We start from the raw sequence: 16,148 nt of genomic DNA on the forward strand, positions 1-16,148 counted from the left end.
GAAACACCAAGGAACACCGATGATTCACATCACCCTGCCCGACGGCTCACAACGTGAGTACGACCAGCCGCTTTCCGTGTACGAGGTGGCCGCGAGCATCGGCCTCGGCCTGGCCAGGGCGGCCGTCGCCGGCCGGGTGAACGATCAACTGGTGGATTGCTCCTTTATGCTCGAAGGCGATGCCCGGGTCAGCATCGTCACCGCCCGCGAGCCCGAGGGCCTGGAGATCCTGCGCCACTCCTGCGCGCATCTGCTGGCCATGGCGGTGAAGGAGTTGTACCCCTCGGCCCAGGTCACCATCGGCCCGGTGATCGAGGACGGCTTCTTTTACGATTTTGCCTACGAACGGCCTTTCACCCCCGACGACCTGCAGCGTATCGAAACCCGTATGACCCGCCTGGCCGCGACCAACCATGGGGTGCGCCGGCGCGAACTGTCCCGTGACGACGCCCTGGAATACTTCGGCAACCTCGGCGAGCACTACAAGGCCGAACTGATCCGCGACATCCCGCAAGACCAGGTGCTGTCGCTGTACCGCCAGGGCGATTTCGAAGACCTGTGCCGGGGCCCGCACGTGCCGTTCACTGGAATCCTCCAGGCGTTCAAGCTGACCAAGGTCGCCGGCGCCTACTGGCGCGGCGACGCCAACAACGCACCGCTGCAACGGATCTACGGCACCTGCTGGGCCACGCCGAAAGACCTCAAGGACTACCTGACCCGCCTGGAAGAAGCCGGCAAGCGCGACCATCGCAAGCTCGGGCAGCAACTGGATCTGTTCCACTTCGACGACTGCGCGCCGGGCTCGGTGTTCTGGCATGCCAAGGGCTGGACCCTGTTCCAGCAACTGATCGGCTACATGCGCCAGCGCCAGGACCAGGCCGGCTATCAGGAAGTGAACACCCCGGACGTGATGGACCGCAGCCTCTGGGAAACCTCCGGGCACTGGCAGAACTACCGCGACCACATGTTCAGCACCACCACCGAAGACCAGCGGGTGTTCGCCCTCAAGCCGATGAACTGCCCCGGCGCGGTGTCGATCTTCAGCCGTGGCCTGAAAAGCTACCGCGAACTGCCGCTGCGCATCGCCGAGTTCGGCAAGGTGCATCGCTACGAACCCTCAGGTGCGTTGCACGGGCTGCTACGGGTGCGCCACTTCACCCAGGACGACGCGCACATCTTCTGCACCCCGGCGCAGATGCAGGCGGAGTGCGAAAGCACCATCGCCCTGGTGTTCGACATCTATCGCGACTTCGGCTTCCACGACGTCGCGGTCAAACTCTCCACCCGACCGGCCCATCGCATCGGCAGCGACACGCTGTGGGACCAGCTGGAAGGTGCCTTGTCCGGTGCCCTGGAAACCATGGCGATCGACCACCGGATCAACCCTGGCGAAGGCGCGTTCTACGGCCCGAAACTGGAGTTCGTGCTGCGCGACGCCATCGGCCGCGACTGGCAATGCGGCACCCTGCAGGTCGACCTCAACCTGCCGGAACGTTTCGATATCAGCTACATCGACGAGCACGGCGAGCGCCAGCGCCCGGTGATGCTGCATCGCGCGCTGTTCGGTTCCCTGGAGCGTTTTATCGGCATCCTCATCGAGCATTACAGCGGCGCCCTGCCGTGCTGGCTGGCGCCGCGGCAAGCGGTGGTCATCACCATTAGCGAAGGCCAGGCGGACTACGCCCGGTCGGTGGCCGACACCCTGCAGCGCCAGGGCCTGCGGATCGGCGCCGACCTGCGCAACGAGAAGATCAGCTACAAGATCCGCGAGCACAGCCTGCAGAAAGTGCCGTACCTGCTGGTGGTGGGTGAGAAGGAAAAGGACGGAGGATTTGTCAGTTTGCGCAGCCGCCATGGTGAGGATCTGGGGCGGTGGGCAGTGAGCGAGGTGGTCGAGCAAATGCGCTCGGCGTTGTAGCAGCGGCGTCTGGACGGACGCTATCGCGGGCAAGCCTCGCTCCTACAAGGCTGCGGGCGTTCATGAAAGGTATGAACGATACGCGGATGTGTAGGAGCGAGCGGGCGGCGATCCGACTTGCTCGCGATGCTCTTAGGCCCTTGGTTTAACGGTCCCGCAATCCTGCCCCAGCCATACCGCGCGGGTGTCCATGCTGCCCTTCTGCTGGAAGCCGGTGGCATTGAAGGTGCCGCTGACGTTGGTGGTGAACTCACGATCGCTGAGGAATTTCGCCACGCCCGAGCCCTGGGCTTTCGGGCAGCTGAAGCGGAATTTCCACTGGTTGGAGGTGCGGTCGGTGACCTCCTGGCGGCAGCCCGATTGCGGGTCTTGCAGCGGAATGGTGTCGGACTTCACCTGCTCCGGCGTCAGGCACACGCGGATGCCCTTGCCGCCCATGGTCACGCCCTGCTTCTCCAACTGCGCCCGTTGCTCGGGGGTCAGCTGTTGTTGCAACTGGCCGAGAATCAACGACAGATCCGGCAGGCTCTGGTCATCGACTTTCATGTTGCTGGTAGTCAGTTCCCACAGGCCCGGTTGCAGCATCTGGGCCTGCGCGGCCAGCGGAAGCGAGACAACGGCAGCCATGGCCAAACCCAGTAGACGAAGCTTCATCGAGTGACTCCTAGACAGTAGTGGCCCGTTAGACGCCAAAAATGCAGCGGCGTTGCATGGCGAATTAATTAGCGACAATCATGCTCGAACATGGTCTGTTAGGGTCTGCACGAAAGGTCGGCGAGCGAAGGTCAGGCAAGGCAAAAACAGGCGAGGAAGCGGAGTGTAGAGGCCTACATGAGCATTCCGAGCCTGTTTTTAACGCAGCATGAGCGAGCGCAGCCACCTTTCGTACAGACCCTAGGCATTGAATCTTCAGGAGCAAGGCAGCCCCATGGATTATTTTGGCCCACATATCTTCGGCTATCTGATTGCCACCCTGCACTTTCTCGGCCTGATCGCCGCCATCCACGCAGTGTTGACCGTCAGGACCGCCCAAGGCGCCATTGCCTGGGCCCTGTCGCTGCTGTTCATGCCGTACCTGACCCTTGTTCCCTATCTGGTATTCGGCCGCAGCACCTTCGACGCCTATATCAAGGCCCGGCGCCAGGCCAACGTGGAAATGCGCAAGGCGATCAACGAGCTGAACTGGCGCCCCTGGATCGAGGAAGCCCTGAGCGCCCGCGCCTCGGCCGCCTACACTTCGCTGCGGGCCATGCCCAAGCTGGGTCGCATGCCTTGCCTGGCCAGCAACCATGTACGGCTGCTGGTCAATGGCGATGCCACCTTCGCCGCAATTTTCGCCGCCATCGAACGCGCTCGCACAACAGTGCTGATCCAGTTCTTCATCATCCACGACGACGACCTTGGCCGGCGCCTGCAAAGCCTGCTGCTGAAAAAGGCTAGCGAAGGCGTGGCGATCCACCTGCTCTACGACCGCATCGGCAGCCATTCCCTGCCCCACTCCTATGTGCAGCCACTGCGCGATGCCGGCATCCAGGTGCATGCCTTCGCCACCCGCAGTGGCTGGCTCAATCGCTTCCAGATCAACTTCCGCAACCACCGCAAGATTGTGGTGGTGGATGGCCTGCTGGGGTTTGTCGGCGGGCATAACGTCGGCGACGAATACCTGGGTAAAAAGCCGCCCCTGTCGCCCTGGCGCGACACTCATGTGTCCGTCAGTGGCCCGGTGGTAGCCTGCCTGCAGGAGTCTTTCGCCGAAGACTGGTTCTGGGCCTCGCGGCAATTGCCGCCGCTGATCCTGCCCGACACCTACCCCGACGATGGCGTGCTGTGCCAGGTGCTGGCCAGCGGCCCGGCGGACCCTTATGAAACCTGCTCGCTGTTCTTCGTCGAAGCCATCCACGCGGCGACCGAACGGATATGGATCACCAGCCCCTATTTCGTCCCCGACGAAGCAGTGTTTTCCGCCCTGCGCCTGGCCGTCCTGCGCGGGGTGGACGTGCGGATCCTGCTGCCGTCGCGCGCGGACCATAGGATCGTCTACGCCGCGTCCAGCCTGTACGCCTTCGAAGCGGTACGCGCCGGCGTGCGGGTGTTCCGTTATCAGCCAGGTTTCCTGCACCAGAAAGTGGTGCTGATCGACAGCGAAATCAGCGCGATCGGCAGTGCTAACCTGGACAACCGCTCGTTCCGCCTGAATTTCGAGGTGATGCTACTGACCGTGGATGAAGCCTTCGCCAGCGAGGTGGAACAGATGCTCAACCTCGACTTCGAGCGCTCGCGCGAAATCGCCAAAGAAGAAAGCCGGGAAACCCACCGCCTGCAACAGCTTGGCATGCGGGTCGCCCGGCTTATTTCACCGATTCTTTAGCTCACGAGTAATACAGGTCGTCGCGGGTCCAGGGCAGTTCATGACTGCCATCGGCGTGAGCCTTGACCGCGAGAATCTGGTGCAGGTTGATCCAGCCACGGGCGAAGGCATAAGCGCAGCCGGCCAGGTACAGGCGCCAGATACGCAGGACCTGCTCCGGCACCAGCCGCGAGGCGGCTTCCAGGTTGTCTTCCAGGCGCTCGCTCCAGTGGTCCAGGGTGCGGGCGTAATGCAGGCGCAGGCTTTCCACGTCGACGATCTCCAGCCCCGCTTCGCTGATCTCGGCCGAAATCATCGACAGGTGCGGCAGCTCGCCGTTGGGGAACACGTACTTCTCGATGAAGTCGCCGGCGCCGCGGCCCACGGGACGTCCATCGATGTGCTTGGCGGTGATCCCGTGGTTCATCACCAGGCCGCCTTCGCGCACCGCGCCAAATAGCGTCTTGCAGTACTGCGCCAGGTTGGCGTGGCCCACATGCTCGAACATGCCGACGCTCACCACCTTGTCGAAGCGGCCGTCCTGGGGCAGGTCGCGGTAGTCCAGCAGCTGCAGTTCCACCTGGTCCTGCAAGCCTTCGGCGATCACCCGCTCCTTGGCCAGGGCCAGTTGTTCCTTGCTCAGGGTGATACCGAATACCTTGACCCCGAATTCCCGCGCCGCGTAACGCGCCAGCCCGCCCCAGCCACAACCGACGTCCAGCAAGTACTCGCCGGGCTGCAAGCGCAACTTGCGGCACAAGTGGCGGAATTTGGCTTGCTGGGCCTGTTCCAGGCTTTCACTGCCGGTCTCGAAGTAGGCACAGGAATAGGCCATGTCGCTGTCGAGCCACAGCTGGTAGAAGTCGTTGGAAAGGTCGTAGTGGTAGGAGATGGCGGCCGCATCGGTGGCCTTGTCGTGCTGGGAGCGTACCGGCAGCGCGTCTTCCTCGCCCTCCAGCAGCACCTGGGTCAGCTCATCGCAAACCCGGATGACTTCGCTGATCGAGCCTTCCAGTTCAAGTTTGCCTTCGACGAACGCCGCCCCCAGCGCGTCGAGAGTGGGATGGGTGAGCTGGGTGACCAGTTGCGGGTCCTTGACCACAATGGTGACGCTGGGCGCCGGCCCCAGGTTGAATTCATGGCCGTCCCAGAGTCGCAGGCGTAGCGGTAGTTGCAGATTCTGTAAGGCCGGTGGAAGTTGCGCGAGCATGGATTATCCCCCCTTGTTTCAGACGTCTGAGTGAGGTTAGACCATACTGAAAAAATAGCAGGCTATCGATCTGATAGCTGAAATTCATCAGTGCCGGCATTGCAACAATCCATGGTCAACCGCCAGCCGACCGTCCTGGGAGCTGGGCCCTCTTCACAGAGGACCGTCAGGCGGGTACGCAGTTCTACCTGATTTAATTCTAGCTCCAGGCGCTCAAACCCGCGCTTCCCGCCCCGGCCCGCCCCCCTACAACTTCAACAACGGCTCCTGGAAACGCAGCAAGCGCCCGGCATTGCCCAGCACCAGCAAGGTGCTGAGGTTATGCAGCACCGCCGCGATCATCGCCCCCGCCGCGCCGAGCCAGCCGAACGCGGCAAAGGCGACTATGGCCAGGGTCCAGCCCAGGCCGATGATCACATTGACCTGCAGGGTCTGGCGGCACTGGCGACTCAGGCGCACACAGGTGCCGAGGCGCCGCAGGTCGCTGCCGATCAGCACGATATCGGCCGAGGCCAGGGCGATGTCCGCCCCGCCCGCGCCCATGGCCACGCCGACCACGCCAGCCTTGAGCGCCAGGGAATCGTTGATCCCGTCGCCCACCACCATCGGCCGGAAACCGCTGTCGATTTCCCCCAGCACACGCTTGAGTTTGTCTTCCGGCAGCGCCTGGGCTTCGACATCGCCGATGCCGACATCCCGTGCCAGGCTGTCGGCGACACTCTGGCGGTCACCGGTCAGCAACAACTGGCGACCCAGCCCCAGTTCGCGCAGTTCGTCGAGGGCAAAACGCGCTTCCGGCTTGACGCTGTCGGCCAGCAACAGCCAGGCGAGAAACTCGCCATTCAGCGCCAGCCCGGCAATAGGTCCGTCATGTTCCGGTACCGCGGTGGTGACGATGCCGAGTTGGCCGAACAACTCGGGACGCCCCAGGGCCGCTTCGCCCTGCTCGGTCTGCGCCACCACGCCGAGGCCCTGGCGTTCGCGAATATCCGATAGCACCAGGAAATGCTCCTGGGCCACCAACCCGGCCAGCGCGCGGCTGACCGGGTGGCTGCTGGCCGAACCGAGGCTGGCCGCCAGGTTCAACAAGACCTGGCGGTCTTCCCGCGGGCTGTCGATGGATTGCAGGCGCAAGGTGCCAAACGTCAGGGTGCCGGTCTTGTCCACCACCAGCGAGGTCAGGTCCGCCAGTTCCTCGAGGAATGCCGAGCTGCGAATCAGAATACCGTGACGCGCCGCCACGGCGATCCCGGCAATCGCCGTGGCCGGCGCGGACAGCACCAGGGCGCAGGGACAGGCCGCCACCAGCACCGCGAGCATCGCCTGGGCATCGTTGGTGATGAACCAGGTCACCGCCGCCAGCAGCAATACCAGCACCATGTAGCTGCCAGCATAACGCTCGAGCAAACGGGTAATCGGTGGCTTGGAACGCTCGGCGCTTTGCATCAGCGCGATGACCTTGCCCAGGGTCGATTCGTGGCCGGTACGGGTCACCTCCAGGCGCAGCAGGCCATCGAGGTTGATCGCCCCGCCGAACACCTGCATGCCAACATCGGCCTCCAGCGGCACTGACTCGCCGGTGATCGGCGCGGTGTCGAGGCTGGCCTGCCCGGACAGCACCAGGCCGTCGGCGGGCACCCGGTCGCCGGCGCGCACCTCGACGATATCGCCGGCCTTGAGCGTGGCGTTGTCCACCTCGCCAATGCTGCCATCGGCCTGCACCAGTCGCGCATGGCTGCGGGTCAAACGGCCCAGGGCATGAATGGCTTCCTGGGAGCCGATGACGCTGCGCTCTTCCAGCACATGACCGAAGATCATGATGATCGGCAACAACGCCGCGGTCAGCAGGTCGCCGGTGGCCCAGGCACCGAGCATGGCCAGGGCAATCAACTGGTCAGTGATGCCATGCAGGCTCGGGTAGCGCAGGCTGTACCAGGCCGAACGCATCACCGGCAGCGCCACCAGCAACGAAGCGAAACCCAGCAGCAACTGGCTGACGCCAGTCTGCTCCGGGGCCAGCCAGCGCCAGACCAGGCCCAGGCCGAGCAGCCCCAAGGCCAGCATGGCCAGGGTCAGCTGGCGCGCGGCGCTGCGTTGTTCGGCGGAGGTGAGCATGCTCGCCGGCGCGGCGGCATGGGTGTGGGCAGTCATGGTTGGGCTCCCTGAATGATCAGGCGGGAATCGTCTTTGGGATTGACCGTGGTCACAGAGCCAGCCTGGCCGAGAATCTTCGGCAGCCGTTCGCGGTAGATGCGCAGGAGCATTTCCGGGTCGGTGCCATTACGTTGCGCCTGGGCCAGGCTCTGGATGGTCGCGGTATCGGCCTGGGCCTTGGCCAGGCGCTCACCGGCCTGGGCGTGCGCCACCTGCAAGGTGCGGTCGGCCTGTTCGTTGGCGGTTTGCGTGAGCTTTTCGGCTTCGGTGCGGGCGTTGGCCACCGCCTTGTCGGCCTGCTGGCTGGCAGTCAGTACCGCGTTGAAGGCGCTGACCGCCGGCCCCGGCAAACTGGACTGGACGTCGACCCGGGTCACTTCGATACCGATCCCCTGCCCGGTCGCTGCCAGATCCGCCAGCCGCTGGTTGATGCCTTGCACCAGATCGCCGCGCAGCCGTTCGCGACGCTCGGCGGCCTGATTATCGGCGCCGATCAGTTCCGGACGCGCCACCAAAATGGTGTCGAGGTCCCGTGCGGCGGTCAGGGCCAGGGCACTGCGGGTCACCAGCCGATCCAGCGCCGGCAACACATGCTCGCCCTGCTGTACAAAGGCATAAGGCTCGGTGACCTTGTAGAACACCCGCACATCCAGCTGCACCACCCCGGCGTCGCCAGTTAGCAGGTAACCGGAACCGGCCAGGGCATCGCTCAGGGGTACGGCGAAACTCGCCACCTTGTCGCCCTGCAAGGCCGCATCGGAACGCAACAGGCTTTCCACCCGCCGCTCGATCACCCGGTCCGCGGCAGGCAACAGCACCACCTGTTCGAACGGTTGCGGCCAGGCCAGCAACAAGCCAGCGTTCTGGATGCGATCCAGGGCGCCAAAATGCAGAACCACCGCGCGGTTCTGTGGATCGATCTGCCGCACATTGGAAAACGCCCAGGCCAAGGCTGCCAGCACGGTCACCGCATACAGGGCGAGAAACGCCAGGCGCCCGGCCTGAATCCAGGGGCTGCCAAGTTCATGTGTTCCACGTGGAACCAAACTCATGGTTGCGACCCGGCGGCTTTATTGCCGAGGCTCGGCGGCCCGTCCACCAGCACCCGGAACGGCGCCGCATCGGTGCGCAGAATCAGTTTGGTGCCTGGGGTCACCACAGTGCCCAAGGTGTCCAGCGAGCGCAGCAGGTTGTACAACTGCGGCGAGCCGGCGTAAGCGCGGCCGTAAATCTCCGCCGCCTGCACCCGGGATTGGGCTTCGATATCCGCGGCTTTCACCGTGGCGTCGGCCTGGACGATGCGCGCATCGCGCTCGGCGGCGGAACGGATTTGCGCCGCTTCGCGCTTGCCGATGGCCGTGCGCTCAGTGGCGATGGTTTCACGCTCGGCGCGCATGCGATCGACGGTTGCGGTCAGGGTCACCGAGGGCAGGGTCAGGCGTTCCACGCCGACTTGCAGCACGCGCACGCCATAGGTGCTCAGCAACTGCTGCTCGATCTGTTTACGCAACTGGGCTTCGAAGTCGGCGATACGCACCTTGCTCGCGTCGGTGTTCACCAGATTGGCCAGGTCGAAACTGCTGGCGGTGGTTTCCAGGGCCGAGCCGACAAAGGTACGGATCTGTCGCGCCGCTTCGTCCGGCTGGTTCTGCACCGCGCGCATAAAGCGTTTCACGTTGTCCGGATCGCCCTGCACCTGCCACGCCACATAGGCCTGGACGATGATGCGCAGGCCGTCGCGAGTACCGACATCCTGCAAACCGCTGGACGTGGTGCGCAGGCGCAGGTCCACCGGGATCGCCGCCTCGAACGGTGCCGGCCAGCGCCAGCCGAGGCCCGGCTCCAGCAGCACCCGCGCCGGGTTGCCGAAACGGGTGATCACCGTGGCCTCGCCGGAACGCACTTGCACCAGGCTCGCCGCGGCGACGGCGAACAGCACCAGCAACAGCGCCCAGGCCATGCGCCGCCAGGGAAAGGGCCCCGCCTCTTCCGGTGCGCCGTGGTGGTGATGGTGCCCGTGATGGTGATGGCCGCCATGGCCGTGATCGTGGCCGGCGTGATCCTGATGATCGTGGGAGTGGGACTGGCTCAATGGACGGCTCCTGGCTGAGCGGTGTTACCCGGCACCGAAGGCTCGGTCGGCAAAGTGAATGTACGCAGGTCGAGGGTCGGCGCGCTGGCACCGCCCAGGCGATGATCGAGCACCAGCAACTTGGCGTTGCGCAGACCCTGGCTCAGCTGGCTCAAATACTGCTCCAGCACGAACGTCTGGCCGGCACTGGCGTAGGCCTTTTGCTCGGCGCTGAAACGCAGGTCGGCCGCTTGCGCCGTGGCCTGTACTTCATGGGCCGTGGCCTGGGCCTGATCGCGAGCGATGCTGGCCTGCAACTGCGCCTGGTTGGTCTGTTCGCTGGCCGCGCCACGCTCGCGGGAAATCAGCGCCTGGGCGCCGATCTGTGCGGCCTGTACGCCGTGATAGGCATTGGCGGCGCCCGCTGGCGGGTGAATCGCCTCGACCACGGTGGCGAGAATCTCCACCCCGCTGTCGAGCTTCTCCAGGTCGGCCTGCACCGCGCGGCCGATATCCTCGGCCAGGTTGGTACGGTCTTCGCCCAACAGGCCATCGAGGGTGCGCGAGGCAAAGTCGTGGACCAGGATGCGGCTGGCGGTGCTGCGGATCAGCATTGGAATGTCGGCGCTGTTGTAGGTCGCCGCCAACGCCGCCTGATCGCTCAGGCCGATGCGATAGACGAAGCGCACGTCCATGTTGACGATCTGGAAGCTCTGCTTGTCGGCACCGCCGCTGGCGATCACCTGGGACTTGTCGTTCACATGGCTGGCGTCCCATAAGCGGTTGGCCACCAGCGGTGGCGGCCCTTCGGCGGGCGCCGGTTCGACCACGGTGGGTGCCTCGCCGACGCTGGTGGCCAGTTCATGCACCACACCGTTCTCGACACTCAGCACCCGGCCCAGCGGCCATGGCAGACCCGCGTGCAAACCCGGACCAAAGACCGCCACCGGCTTGCCGAAACGTTCGTAGATGCCTCGCCCCTGCAACGGCACTTCGTGCAGGCCGGTAAGCAGCCAGCCCACCCCGAGCACCACCAGCAGCACCGGCAGGAACGCCCGACGCATATAAGTGAAGGCCCAGATCTGCCGCAGATCGATGCCGAAGCGGTTGTGCAGCTCGTGCTGCAAGGCCAGCAAAGGCTGCGGCGGCCAGCGCAACAGGTCGGCGACCACGCTGTGGGCCAGCATGCGCGGCTCCAACTGCTCGCGACGCGGGCTGAACAACGACAGCACCGCACGCAGCAGGAACTCCAGGGCCACCAGCGCCGGCAAGACACCGATCAGCACGCCCAGGCGCACCGGCCAGAGCGCCGTATCGCTGCTGAACAACAGGCACAGCGCCGCCAGCACCAGGCAGATGATCGCCACTCGCGCCAACTGCGCCAGCGCCGCGGCTTCCGGCCATTCGCCGGGGTGTTCCTGGCTCAGTTGGCGCTCGAACACCAGCAAGCCGAAGGCCAGCAACAGCGCCAGCACCGCGCCGACATTGCCCGCCAGGCCCAGGGCTGCGGCGGGCAAGCTCAAGTTCCACGCCTGCTCGATCACCACCAGCACCAGCAAGGCCCAGCCGGCGAGCCACAAGGTTGGCGCGCCGATCTGCGCCAGCAACCCGGACCAACGCTGGCTGATGCCATCCAGCAGCCGTTCGTACCAGCCGTCATCGGGCAGCGGCTCATCGACAACCGGCGGGCTCGGCGCAGCCTCTGGCGTCCGCAGCACACTCGCGCGCCAGGCACTGACCCAGCCCGCCGCCTGCAGGCCGCCGACCAGCACCAGCAAAGCCGCGGCCAGATTGACCAGCAACGCCGGCCACAAGGATTGCGGGGCAAACAGCTCGACGAAAAACGCCAACACCAGCCCCACCCCGGCCAGCCCCGCCAGCCCGATGCCCCAACGCTTCAGACGGCGTTCGTGAAAGGCCGCCCGCTGAAACCTCGGCAAGGCTTCGACCCCCGCCCCTTCAGTCTCAAGATCGACTTGCATACCACCCCAACGCTGGTCGTTAACCCATTCCGGCCTGTGGATAACTCTCCTGCAAGCCGCCATACATGTCACAAGTCGTTACGATATAACGATAGTAGTGAAATTTTCGTCGCTTACCTATGCCTTTATTTGCCATGGGTGCGTCACAAAGCCAGGGAAAACCGCTGCTGCGCTGATGCCAGCCCGCGAGATCTGTGGCCATAATCCGTGGCCCACTTTGTGACAAGGAAACGTCCAGCCATGCTCTCCATCTACCAGCTCAAACCGCGCTTCCAGAACCTGCTGCGGCCGTGGGTCCAGCGCCTGTACGACAACGGCACCACGGCCAACCAGATCACCGTGCTGGCGGGAGTGATTTCCGTGCTGGTGGGCGCGCTGATCGGCAGTTTCGCCAACCACCTCTGGCTGTTCATCCTGATCCCGCTGTGGATGATCCTGCGCATGGCGCTGAACGCCGTCGACGGCATGCTGGCCCGGGAATTCGGCCAGCAATCGCGCCTGGGCGCCTACCTCAACGAATTGTGCGACGTGATTGCCGACAGCGCGCTGATCCTGCCTTTCGCGCTGATTGCCGGCGTCAGCCTGCCGCTGGTCCTGCTGGTGACGCTGCTGGCGCTGTTCAGCGAATACGCCGGCGTGCTCGGGCCGATGATCGGCGCCTCGCGCCGCTACGACGGCCCCATGGGCAAGAGCGACCGGGCGTTCGTGCTCGGCGTGCTGGCCACCGGTATCGCCCTGGGCTGGCTCAGCGCCGCCTGGATCAATGGCGTGCTGGCGCTGGTCGCCGCGTTGTTGGTCTACACCTTGATCAACCGGGTTCGCCAGGGCCTGCTCGAAGCGCGACAGCAAGACGTGCCGCAACAAGAAGCACAACAAGAAGTGCAGCAAAACGCCCCCTCAGAATAAGGAAGTTGCCATGCGCGAAGCTCTCCACCAGACCTTCACCACCCACGACGGCGTCGAGCTGTTCTACCGCCACTGGCCAGCCACCGCCGCCCCTTCGGACGGCCCGCGCCAGGCCGTACTGCTGTTCCACCGCGGCCACGAGCACTCCGCGCGCATCGCCCACCTGGTGGACGAACTGGACCTGCCGGCCTTCGATTTCTTCGCCTGGGACGCCCGCGGCCACGGCCAGTCGCCCGGCGCCCGGGGCGACAGCCCGAGCTTCGCCACCAGCGTGCGCGACGTGCAGACCTTCTGCGATCACCTGCGGGCCAGCCACGGCATCGACGAAGAACACATGGCCGTGGTGGCCCAGAGCGTCGGCGCGGTGATCGCGTCCACCTGGGTCCACGACTACGCGCCGCGCATCCGCGCCCTGGTGCTGGCGTCGCCGGCGTTCAAGGTCAAGCTCTACGTGCCTTTCGCCCGCCCGGGCCTGGCGCTGCTGCGGCGTTTTCGCGGCAACTTTTTCGTCAACAGCTACGTCAAGGCACGCTTCCTCAGCCACGACCCGGCGCGGGTGGCCTCCTATGACAGCGACCCGCTGATCACCAAGGCGATCTCGGTGAACGTTCTGCTCGGCCTCTACGAAGCCGCCGAACGGGTGGTCGCCGACGCCCAGGCGATCCAGGTGCCGACCCAGCTGTTGATCTCCGGCGCCGACTTCGTCGTCCATCGCCAACCTCAGGAGCAGTTCTTCGAACGCCTGGGCAGCCTGCACAAGGAAAAACACATCCTGCCGGGCTTCTTCCACGACACCCTCGGCGAGAAGGCCCGGGCCCCGGCCGTCGCCAGCGTCCGGCGCTTCATCCTGCAGAACTTCGCGCGGCCGCTGAACCGCCCTTCCCTGCTCGACGCCGACCGCCTGGGCCTGACCTGCGCCGAATCCGAGGCACTGGCGGCGCCCCTGCCACGCAATTCCCTGCGCGACCTCTACTGGCGCATGACCCGCGCCAGCATGCGCCTGGGCAGCCAGCTCTCGGCCGGGGTCAAGCTGGGTTTCGACACCGGTTTCGACTCCGGCAGCACCCTGGACTACGTGTACCGCAACCAAGCGACCGGCACTTCGGCCCTGGGCCGGATGATCGACCGCAACTACCTGGACTCCATCGGCTGGCGCGGCATTCGCCAACGCAAGCTGCATGTGGAAGAACTGCTGCGCCTGGCCATGGAGAAATTGCGCGCCCAGCAGCGCGAAGTGCGCATCGTCGACATCGCCGCCGGCCACGGGCGCTACATTCTCGAAGCCTTGCAGGGCGTCAGCCCGCTGCCGGAGTCGATCCTGCTGCGCGACTACAGCGATATCAACGTGCGCGACGGCAGCGCGCTGATCGCCGAGAAAGGCCTGGGCCAGATCGCCCGCTTCGTCAAAGCCGACGCCTTCGACCGCAACGACCTCGCGGCCCTGGAGCCCAAGCCGACCCTGGCGGTGGTGTCCGGCCTGTACGAACTGTTCGCCGACAACCAGATGGTCAGCGACTCCCTGGCGGGCCTGGCCGCCGCCGTGGAGCCTGGCGGCTATCTGGTCTACACCGGGCAGCCGTGGCATCCGCAGCTGGAGCTGATCGCCCGCGCCCTGACCAGCCACCGCGCGGGTCAGGCCTGGGTCATGCGCCGCCGGACCCAGGCCGAGATGGACCAACTGGTGGAGGCCGCGGGGTTCCGCCGGATCACCCTGCGCGTCGATCAGTGGGGCATTTTCAGCGTGTCGCTGGCGCAGCGGGTGCAATGATGACTGCCGCCGCGACATACACTCGCGAGCCCGGCCTGCTGAAACCCGCGGTGCTCTGGCTGTTGCTGCTGGCGCCGCTGTTTTTCGGCACCTATGGCTTCGCCACCTGGGTCACTTCGCAGCGGGCCGAGGTCGGCAGCCTGGTGTTCGACTGGGAACAGCAGATGCCGTTCTGGGCCTGGAGCATCGTGCCCTACTGGTCGATCGACCTGCTGTACGGCTTTTCCCTGCTGCTGCCCACCAGCCGCGAAGAACTCAAGCGCCATGCCTTGCGCCTGCTGACCGCGCAAGTCATCGCCGTCAGCTGCTTTCTACTCTGGCCGTTGCGCTTCACCTTCCAGCGGCCGGAGCTGGATGGCCTGTTCGGCTGGCTGTTCGACGTGCTGGCCGGCTTCGACAAGCCGTTCAACCAGGCGCCGTCGCTGCACATCGCGCTGCTGGTGGTGTTGTGGGTCTGCTACGCGCGGCATGTCCAGGGTATCTGGCGCTGGTTGGTGCACGGCTGGTTCGCGCTGATCGGCGTGTCGGTGCTGACCACTTATCAACACCACTTTATCGACCTGCCCACAGGCGCCCTGGCCGGCTGGCTGTGTGTCTGGCTGTGGCCGCTGGACCGCCCCGGCCTGTTGCAGAACCTGCGCCTGGCCCGCGATCGCCAGCGCTGGCGCCTGGCGTTGTTCTATGCCCTGGGCGCCGCGGCGCTTGCCGTCCCGGCCTTGGCCTTCGTCGGTGCCTGGCTGTGGTTGCTGTGGCCGGCGGTGGCGCTGCTGCTGGTGGCGCTGAACTACGGGTTGTTCGACGCCAAGGGGTTCCAGAAAGGCGCGGACGGCCGCCTTAGCAACGCCACGCACTGGCTACTGGCTCCTTACCTGGCGGCGGCCTGGCTCAACTCCCGGCTGTGGACACGCAAGCATCCACAGCCCGACGAGGTTGTGGATAACGTCTGGCTGGGGCGCATTCCGACCCCGGGCGAGTTGCAGGACAGCCCGTTCAGCGCGGTGGTCGACCTGTGCGCCGAGCTGCCGGTGGACGGCCGCCACCTGGCCTATCGCTGTGTGCCGGTGCTCGACCTGACCGCCCCCACCACCGAGCAATGCCGCGAGGCCGCGCAAGCCATCGAAAGCCTGCGCGAGCACGCGCCGCTGCTGGTCTGCTGCGCCCTGGGCTATTCGCGCAGCGCCACCGCCGTGGCCGCCTGGCTGTTGCACACAGGCCGCGCCGCCAGCGTCGATGCGGCCATCGTGCAGATCCGCCGCGCGCGCCCGCAGATCGTCCTGCAACCCGCACACCGCCGGGCTCTGGAGCCTTTATCCACAGCCCAGGGGAAGGTGCATGGCCACTGATATGGAACTGCACGCGGTAGCAAGCCTGTTGCGCCGCGGGCATTCGCTGGACCTGTTATCCACAGGCCTGAGCCTGCTTGGCGCCCTGCTCGGCCTCGGCCAGTGGCTGCTCGGCGTGTCCGCCCCCTGGGCCATCGCCCTGAGCGTTGCCCTGCTGGTCCTGGGATTGCTGCAAAAGTACTGGGCGCTGCGGGTGGCCTTCGATGCCGAGCTGTTCCAACGGGTGGCGGACAGCCCACTGCCCCTGGCCGAACGCAGCGCCGCCCTGGACCAGGCGCTGAGCGCCCTCGGCCTGCAACCGGCGAACGCCGGCGGCCGCCCGTGGCAGCAACGCAGCCGCGGCGCCCTCGACCTGTTGCGTCGCCAGGCCTGGCTGCTGGCGGCACAAGTACTGCTGACACTGGGCTTCATCCTGGCCAGCCCCTGGCTGGCCATCGCCGGATAAGGAA

The 16,148-nt window shown here is 65.6% G+C and carries 12 protein-coding genes; 6 read left to right on the plus strand and 6 right to left on the minus strand.

What is annotated here, in order from left to right:
- The first annotated feature begins 19 nt into the window (after positions 1-19).
- Complete coding sequence (gene thrS, locus C4K38_RS31880) at positions 20-1,918, plus strand: threonine--tRNA ligase (protein ID WP_053276747.1); 1,899 nt, start codon at positions 20-22, stop codon at positions 1,916-1,918.
- A 132-nt stretch (positions 1,919-2,050) separates the two neighbouring features.
- Here the strand turns inward: thrS and C4K38_RS31885 are convergent, their stop codons facing one another.
- Complete coding sequence (locus tag C4K38_RS31885; protein ID WP_025806930.1) at positions 2,051-2,572, minus strand: DUF3617 domain-containing protein; 522 nt, start codon at positions 2,570-2,572, stop codon at positions 2,051-2,053.
- Positions 2,573-2,846: 274 nt separating this feature from the next.
- Between C4K38_RS31885 and cls the strand changes: the two genes are divergently transcribed.
- Positions 2,847-4,286: a cardiolipin synthase gene (gene cls, locus C4K38_RS31890; RefSeq protein WP_053276748.1), complete on the plus strand. Its 1,440-nt coding sequence runs from the start codon at positions 2,847-2,849 to the stop codon at positions 4,284-4,286.
- 1 nt (position 4,287) lies between these two features.
- Here cls and cfaB read toward each other — a convergent pair whose 3' ends face one another.
- The 5 genes from cfaB to hflK (C4K38_RS31915) all read right to left on the minus strand — a co-directional run bounded on the left by cfaB (position 4,288) and on the right by hflK (C4K38_RS31915) (position 11,682).
- Entirely contained in the window at positions 4,288-5,475 is a 1,188-nt protein-coding gene (gene cfaB, locus C4K38_RS31895) for a C17 cyclopropane fatty acid synthase CfaB (RefSeq protein WP_053276749.1), read from the minus strand.
- A 246-nt stretch (positions 5,476-5,721) separates the two neighbouring features.
- Positions 5,722-7,626: a cation-translocating P-type ATPase gene (locus tag C4K38_RS31900; RefSeq protein WP_053276750.1), complete on the minus strand. Its 1,905-nt coding sequence runs from the start codon at positions 7,624-7,626 to the stop codon at positions 5,722-5,724.
- Positions 7,623-8,681 carry a protease modulator HflK gene (gene hflK, locus C4K38_RS31905; protein WP_053276751.1) on the minus strand — a complete coding sequence of 353 codons (1,059 nt, stop codon included), beginning with the start codon at positions 8,679-8,681 and terminating at the stop codon, positions 7,623-7,625. Before hflK (C4K38_RS31905) ends, C4K38_RS31900 begins: the two co-directional genes overlap by 4 nt.
- On the minus strand, positions 8,678-9,721 hold the full coding sequence (gene hflC / locus C4K38_RS31910) for a protease modulator HflC (RefSeq protein WP_053276752.1): 1,044 nt from the start codon (positions 9,719-9,721) through the stop codon (positions 8,678-8,680). Before hflC ends, hflK (C4K38_RS31905) begins: the two co-directional genes overlap by 4 nt.
- Complete coding sequence (gene hflK / locus C4K38_RS31915) at positions 9,718-11,682, minus strand: protease modulator HflK (RefSeq protein WP_053276753.1); 1,965 nt, start codon at positions 11,680-11,682, stop codon at positions 9,718-9,720. The genes hflC and hflK (C4K38_RS31915) overlap by 4 nt, the downstream gene beginning before the upstream one ends.
- 240 nt (positions 11,683-11,922) lie before the next feature.
- Here hflK (C4K38_RS31915) and C4K38_RS31920 point away from each other — a divergent pair, with 240 nt between their 5' ends.
- From C4K38_RS31920 to C4K38_RS31935, 4 genes are read left to right on the plus strand one after another with little or no spacing between them, the layout of a single operon-like run.
- Positions 11,923-12,588 (plus strand): CDP-alcohol phosphatidyltransferase family protein, encoded by a 666-nt coding sequence (locus C4K38_RS31920; protein ID WP_053276754.1) that lies wholly within the window; start codon positions 11,923-11,925, stop codon positions 12,586-12,588.
- A 10-nt stretch (positions 12,589-12,598) separates the two neighbouring features.
- Positions 12,599-14,356 carry a bifunctional alpha/beta hydrolase/class I SAM-dependent methyltransferase gene (locus C4K38_RS31925; protein ID WP_053276755.1) on the plus strand — a complete coding sequence of 586 codons (1,758 nt, stop codon included), beginning with the start codon at positions 12,599-12,601 and terminating at the stop codon, positions 14,354-14,356.
- Complete coding sequence (locus C4K38_RS31930) at positions 14,356-15,699, plus strand: phosphatase PAP2/dual specificity phosphatase family protein (RefSeq protein ID WP_053276867.1); 1,344 nt, start codon at positions 14,356-14,358, stop codon at positions 15,697-15,699. The genes C4K38_RS31925 and C4K38_RS31930 overlap by 1 nt, the downstream gene beginning before the upstream one ends.
- Positions 15,689-16,144: a hypothetical protein gene (locus C4K38_RS31935; RefSeq protein ID WP_025806920.1), complete on the plus strand. Its 456-nt coding sequence runs from the start codon at positions 15,689-15,691 to the stop codon at positions 16,142-16,144. Before C4K38_RS31930 ends, C4K38_RS31935 begins: the two co-directional genes overlap by 11 nt.
- Positions 16,145-16,148 lie beyond the last annotated feature (4 nt).

Source organism: Pseudomonas chlororaphis subsp. piscium (assembly GCF_003850345.1).
GTDB classification, from domain to species: domain Bacteria; phylum Pseudomonadota; class Gammaproteobacteria; order Pseudomonadales; family Pseudomonadaceae; genus Aquipseudomonas; species Aquipseudomonas piscium.

Coding starts and splice junctions, on each gene's coding strand:
- C4K38_RS31935 (WP_025806920.1), top strand. CDS start 15,689: ATGGCCACTGATATGGAACTGCACGCGGTAGCAAGCCTGTTGCGCCGC.
- C4K38_RS31900 (WP_053276750.1), bottom strand. CDS start 7,626: ATGACTGCCCACACCCATGCCGCCGCGCCGGCGAGCATGCTCACCTCC.
- hflK (WP_053276753.1), bottom strand. CDS start 11,682: ATGCAAGTCGATCTTGAGACTGAAGGGGCGGGGGTCGAAGCCTTGCCG.
- hflK (WP_053276751.1), bottom strand. CDS start 8,681: ATGAGTTTGGTTCCACGTGGAACACATGAACTTGGCAGCCCCTGGATT.
- C4K38_RS31885 (WP_025806930.1), bottom strand. CDS start 2,572: ATGAAGCTTCGTCTACTGGGTTTGGCCATGGCTGCCGTTGTCTCGCTT.
- C4K38_RS31930 (WP_053276867.1), top strand. CDS start 14,356: ATGACTGCCGCCGCGACATACACTCGCGAGCCCGGCCTGCTGAAACCC.
- cls (WP_053276748.1), top strand. CDS start 2,847: ATGGATTATTTTGGCCCACATATCTTCGGCTATCTGATTGCCACCCTG.
- thrS (WP_053276747.1), top strand. CDS start 20: ATGATTCACATCACCCTGCCCGACGGCTCACAACGTGAGTACGACCAG.
- C4K38_RS31925 (WP_053276755.1), top strand. CDS start 12,599: ATGCGCGAAGCTCTCCACCAGACCTTCACCACCCACGACGGCGTCGAG.
- cfaB (WP_053276749.1), bottom strand. CDS start 5,475: ATGCTCGCGCAACTTCCACCGGCCTTACAGAATCTGCAACTACCGCTA.
- C4K38_RS31920 (WP_053276754.1), top strand. CDS start 11,923: ATGCTCTCCATCTACCAGCTCAAACCGCGCTTCCAGAACCTGCTGCGG.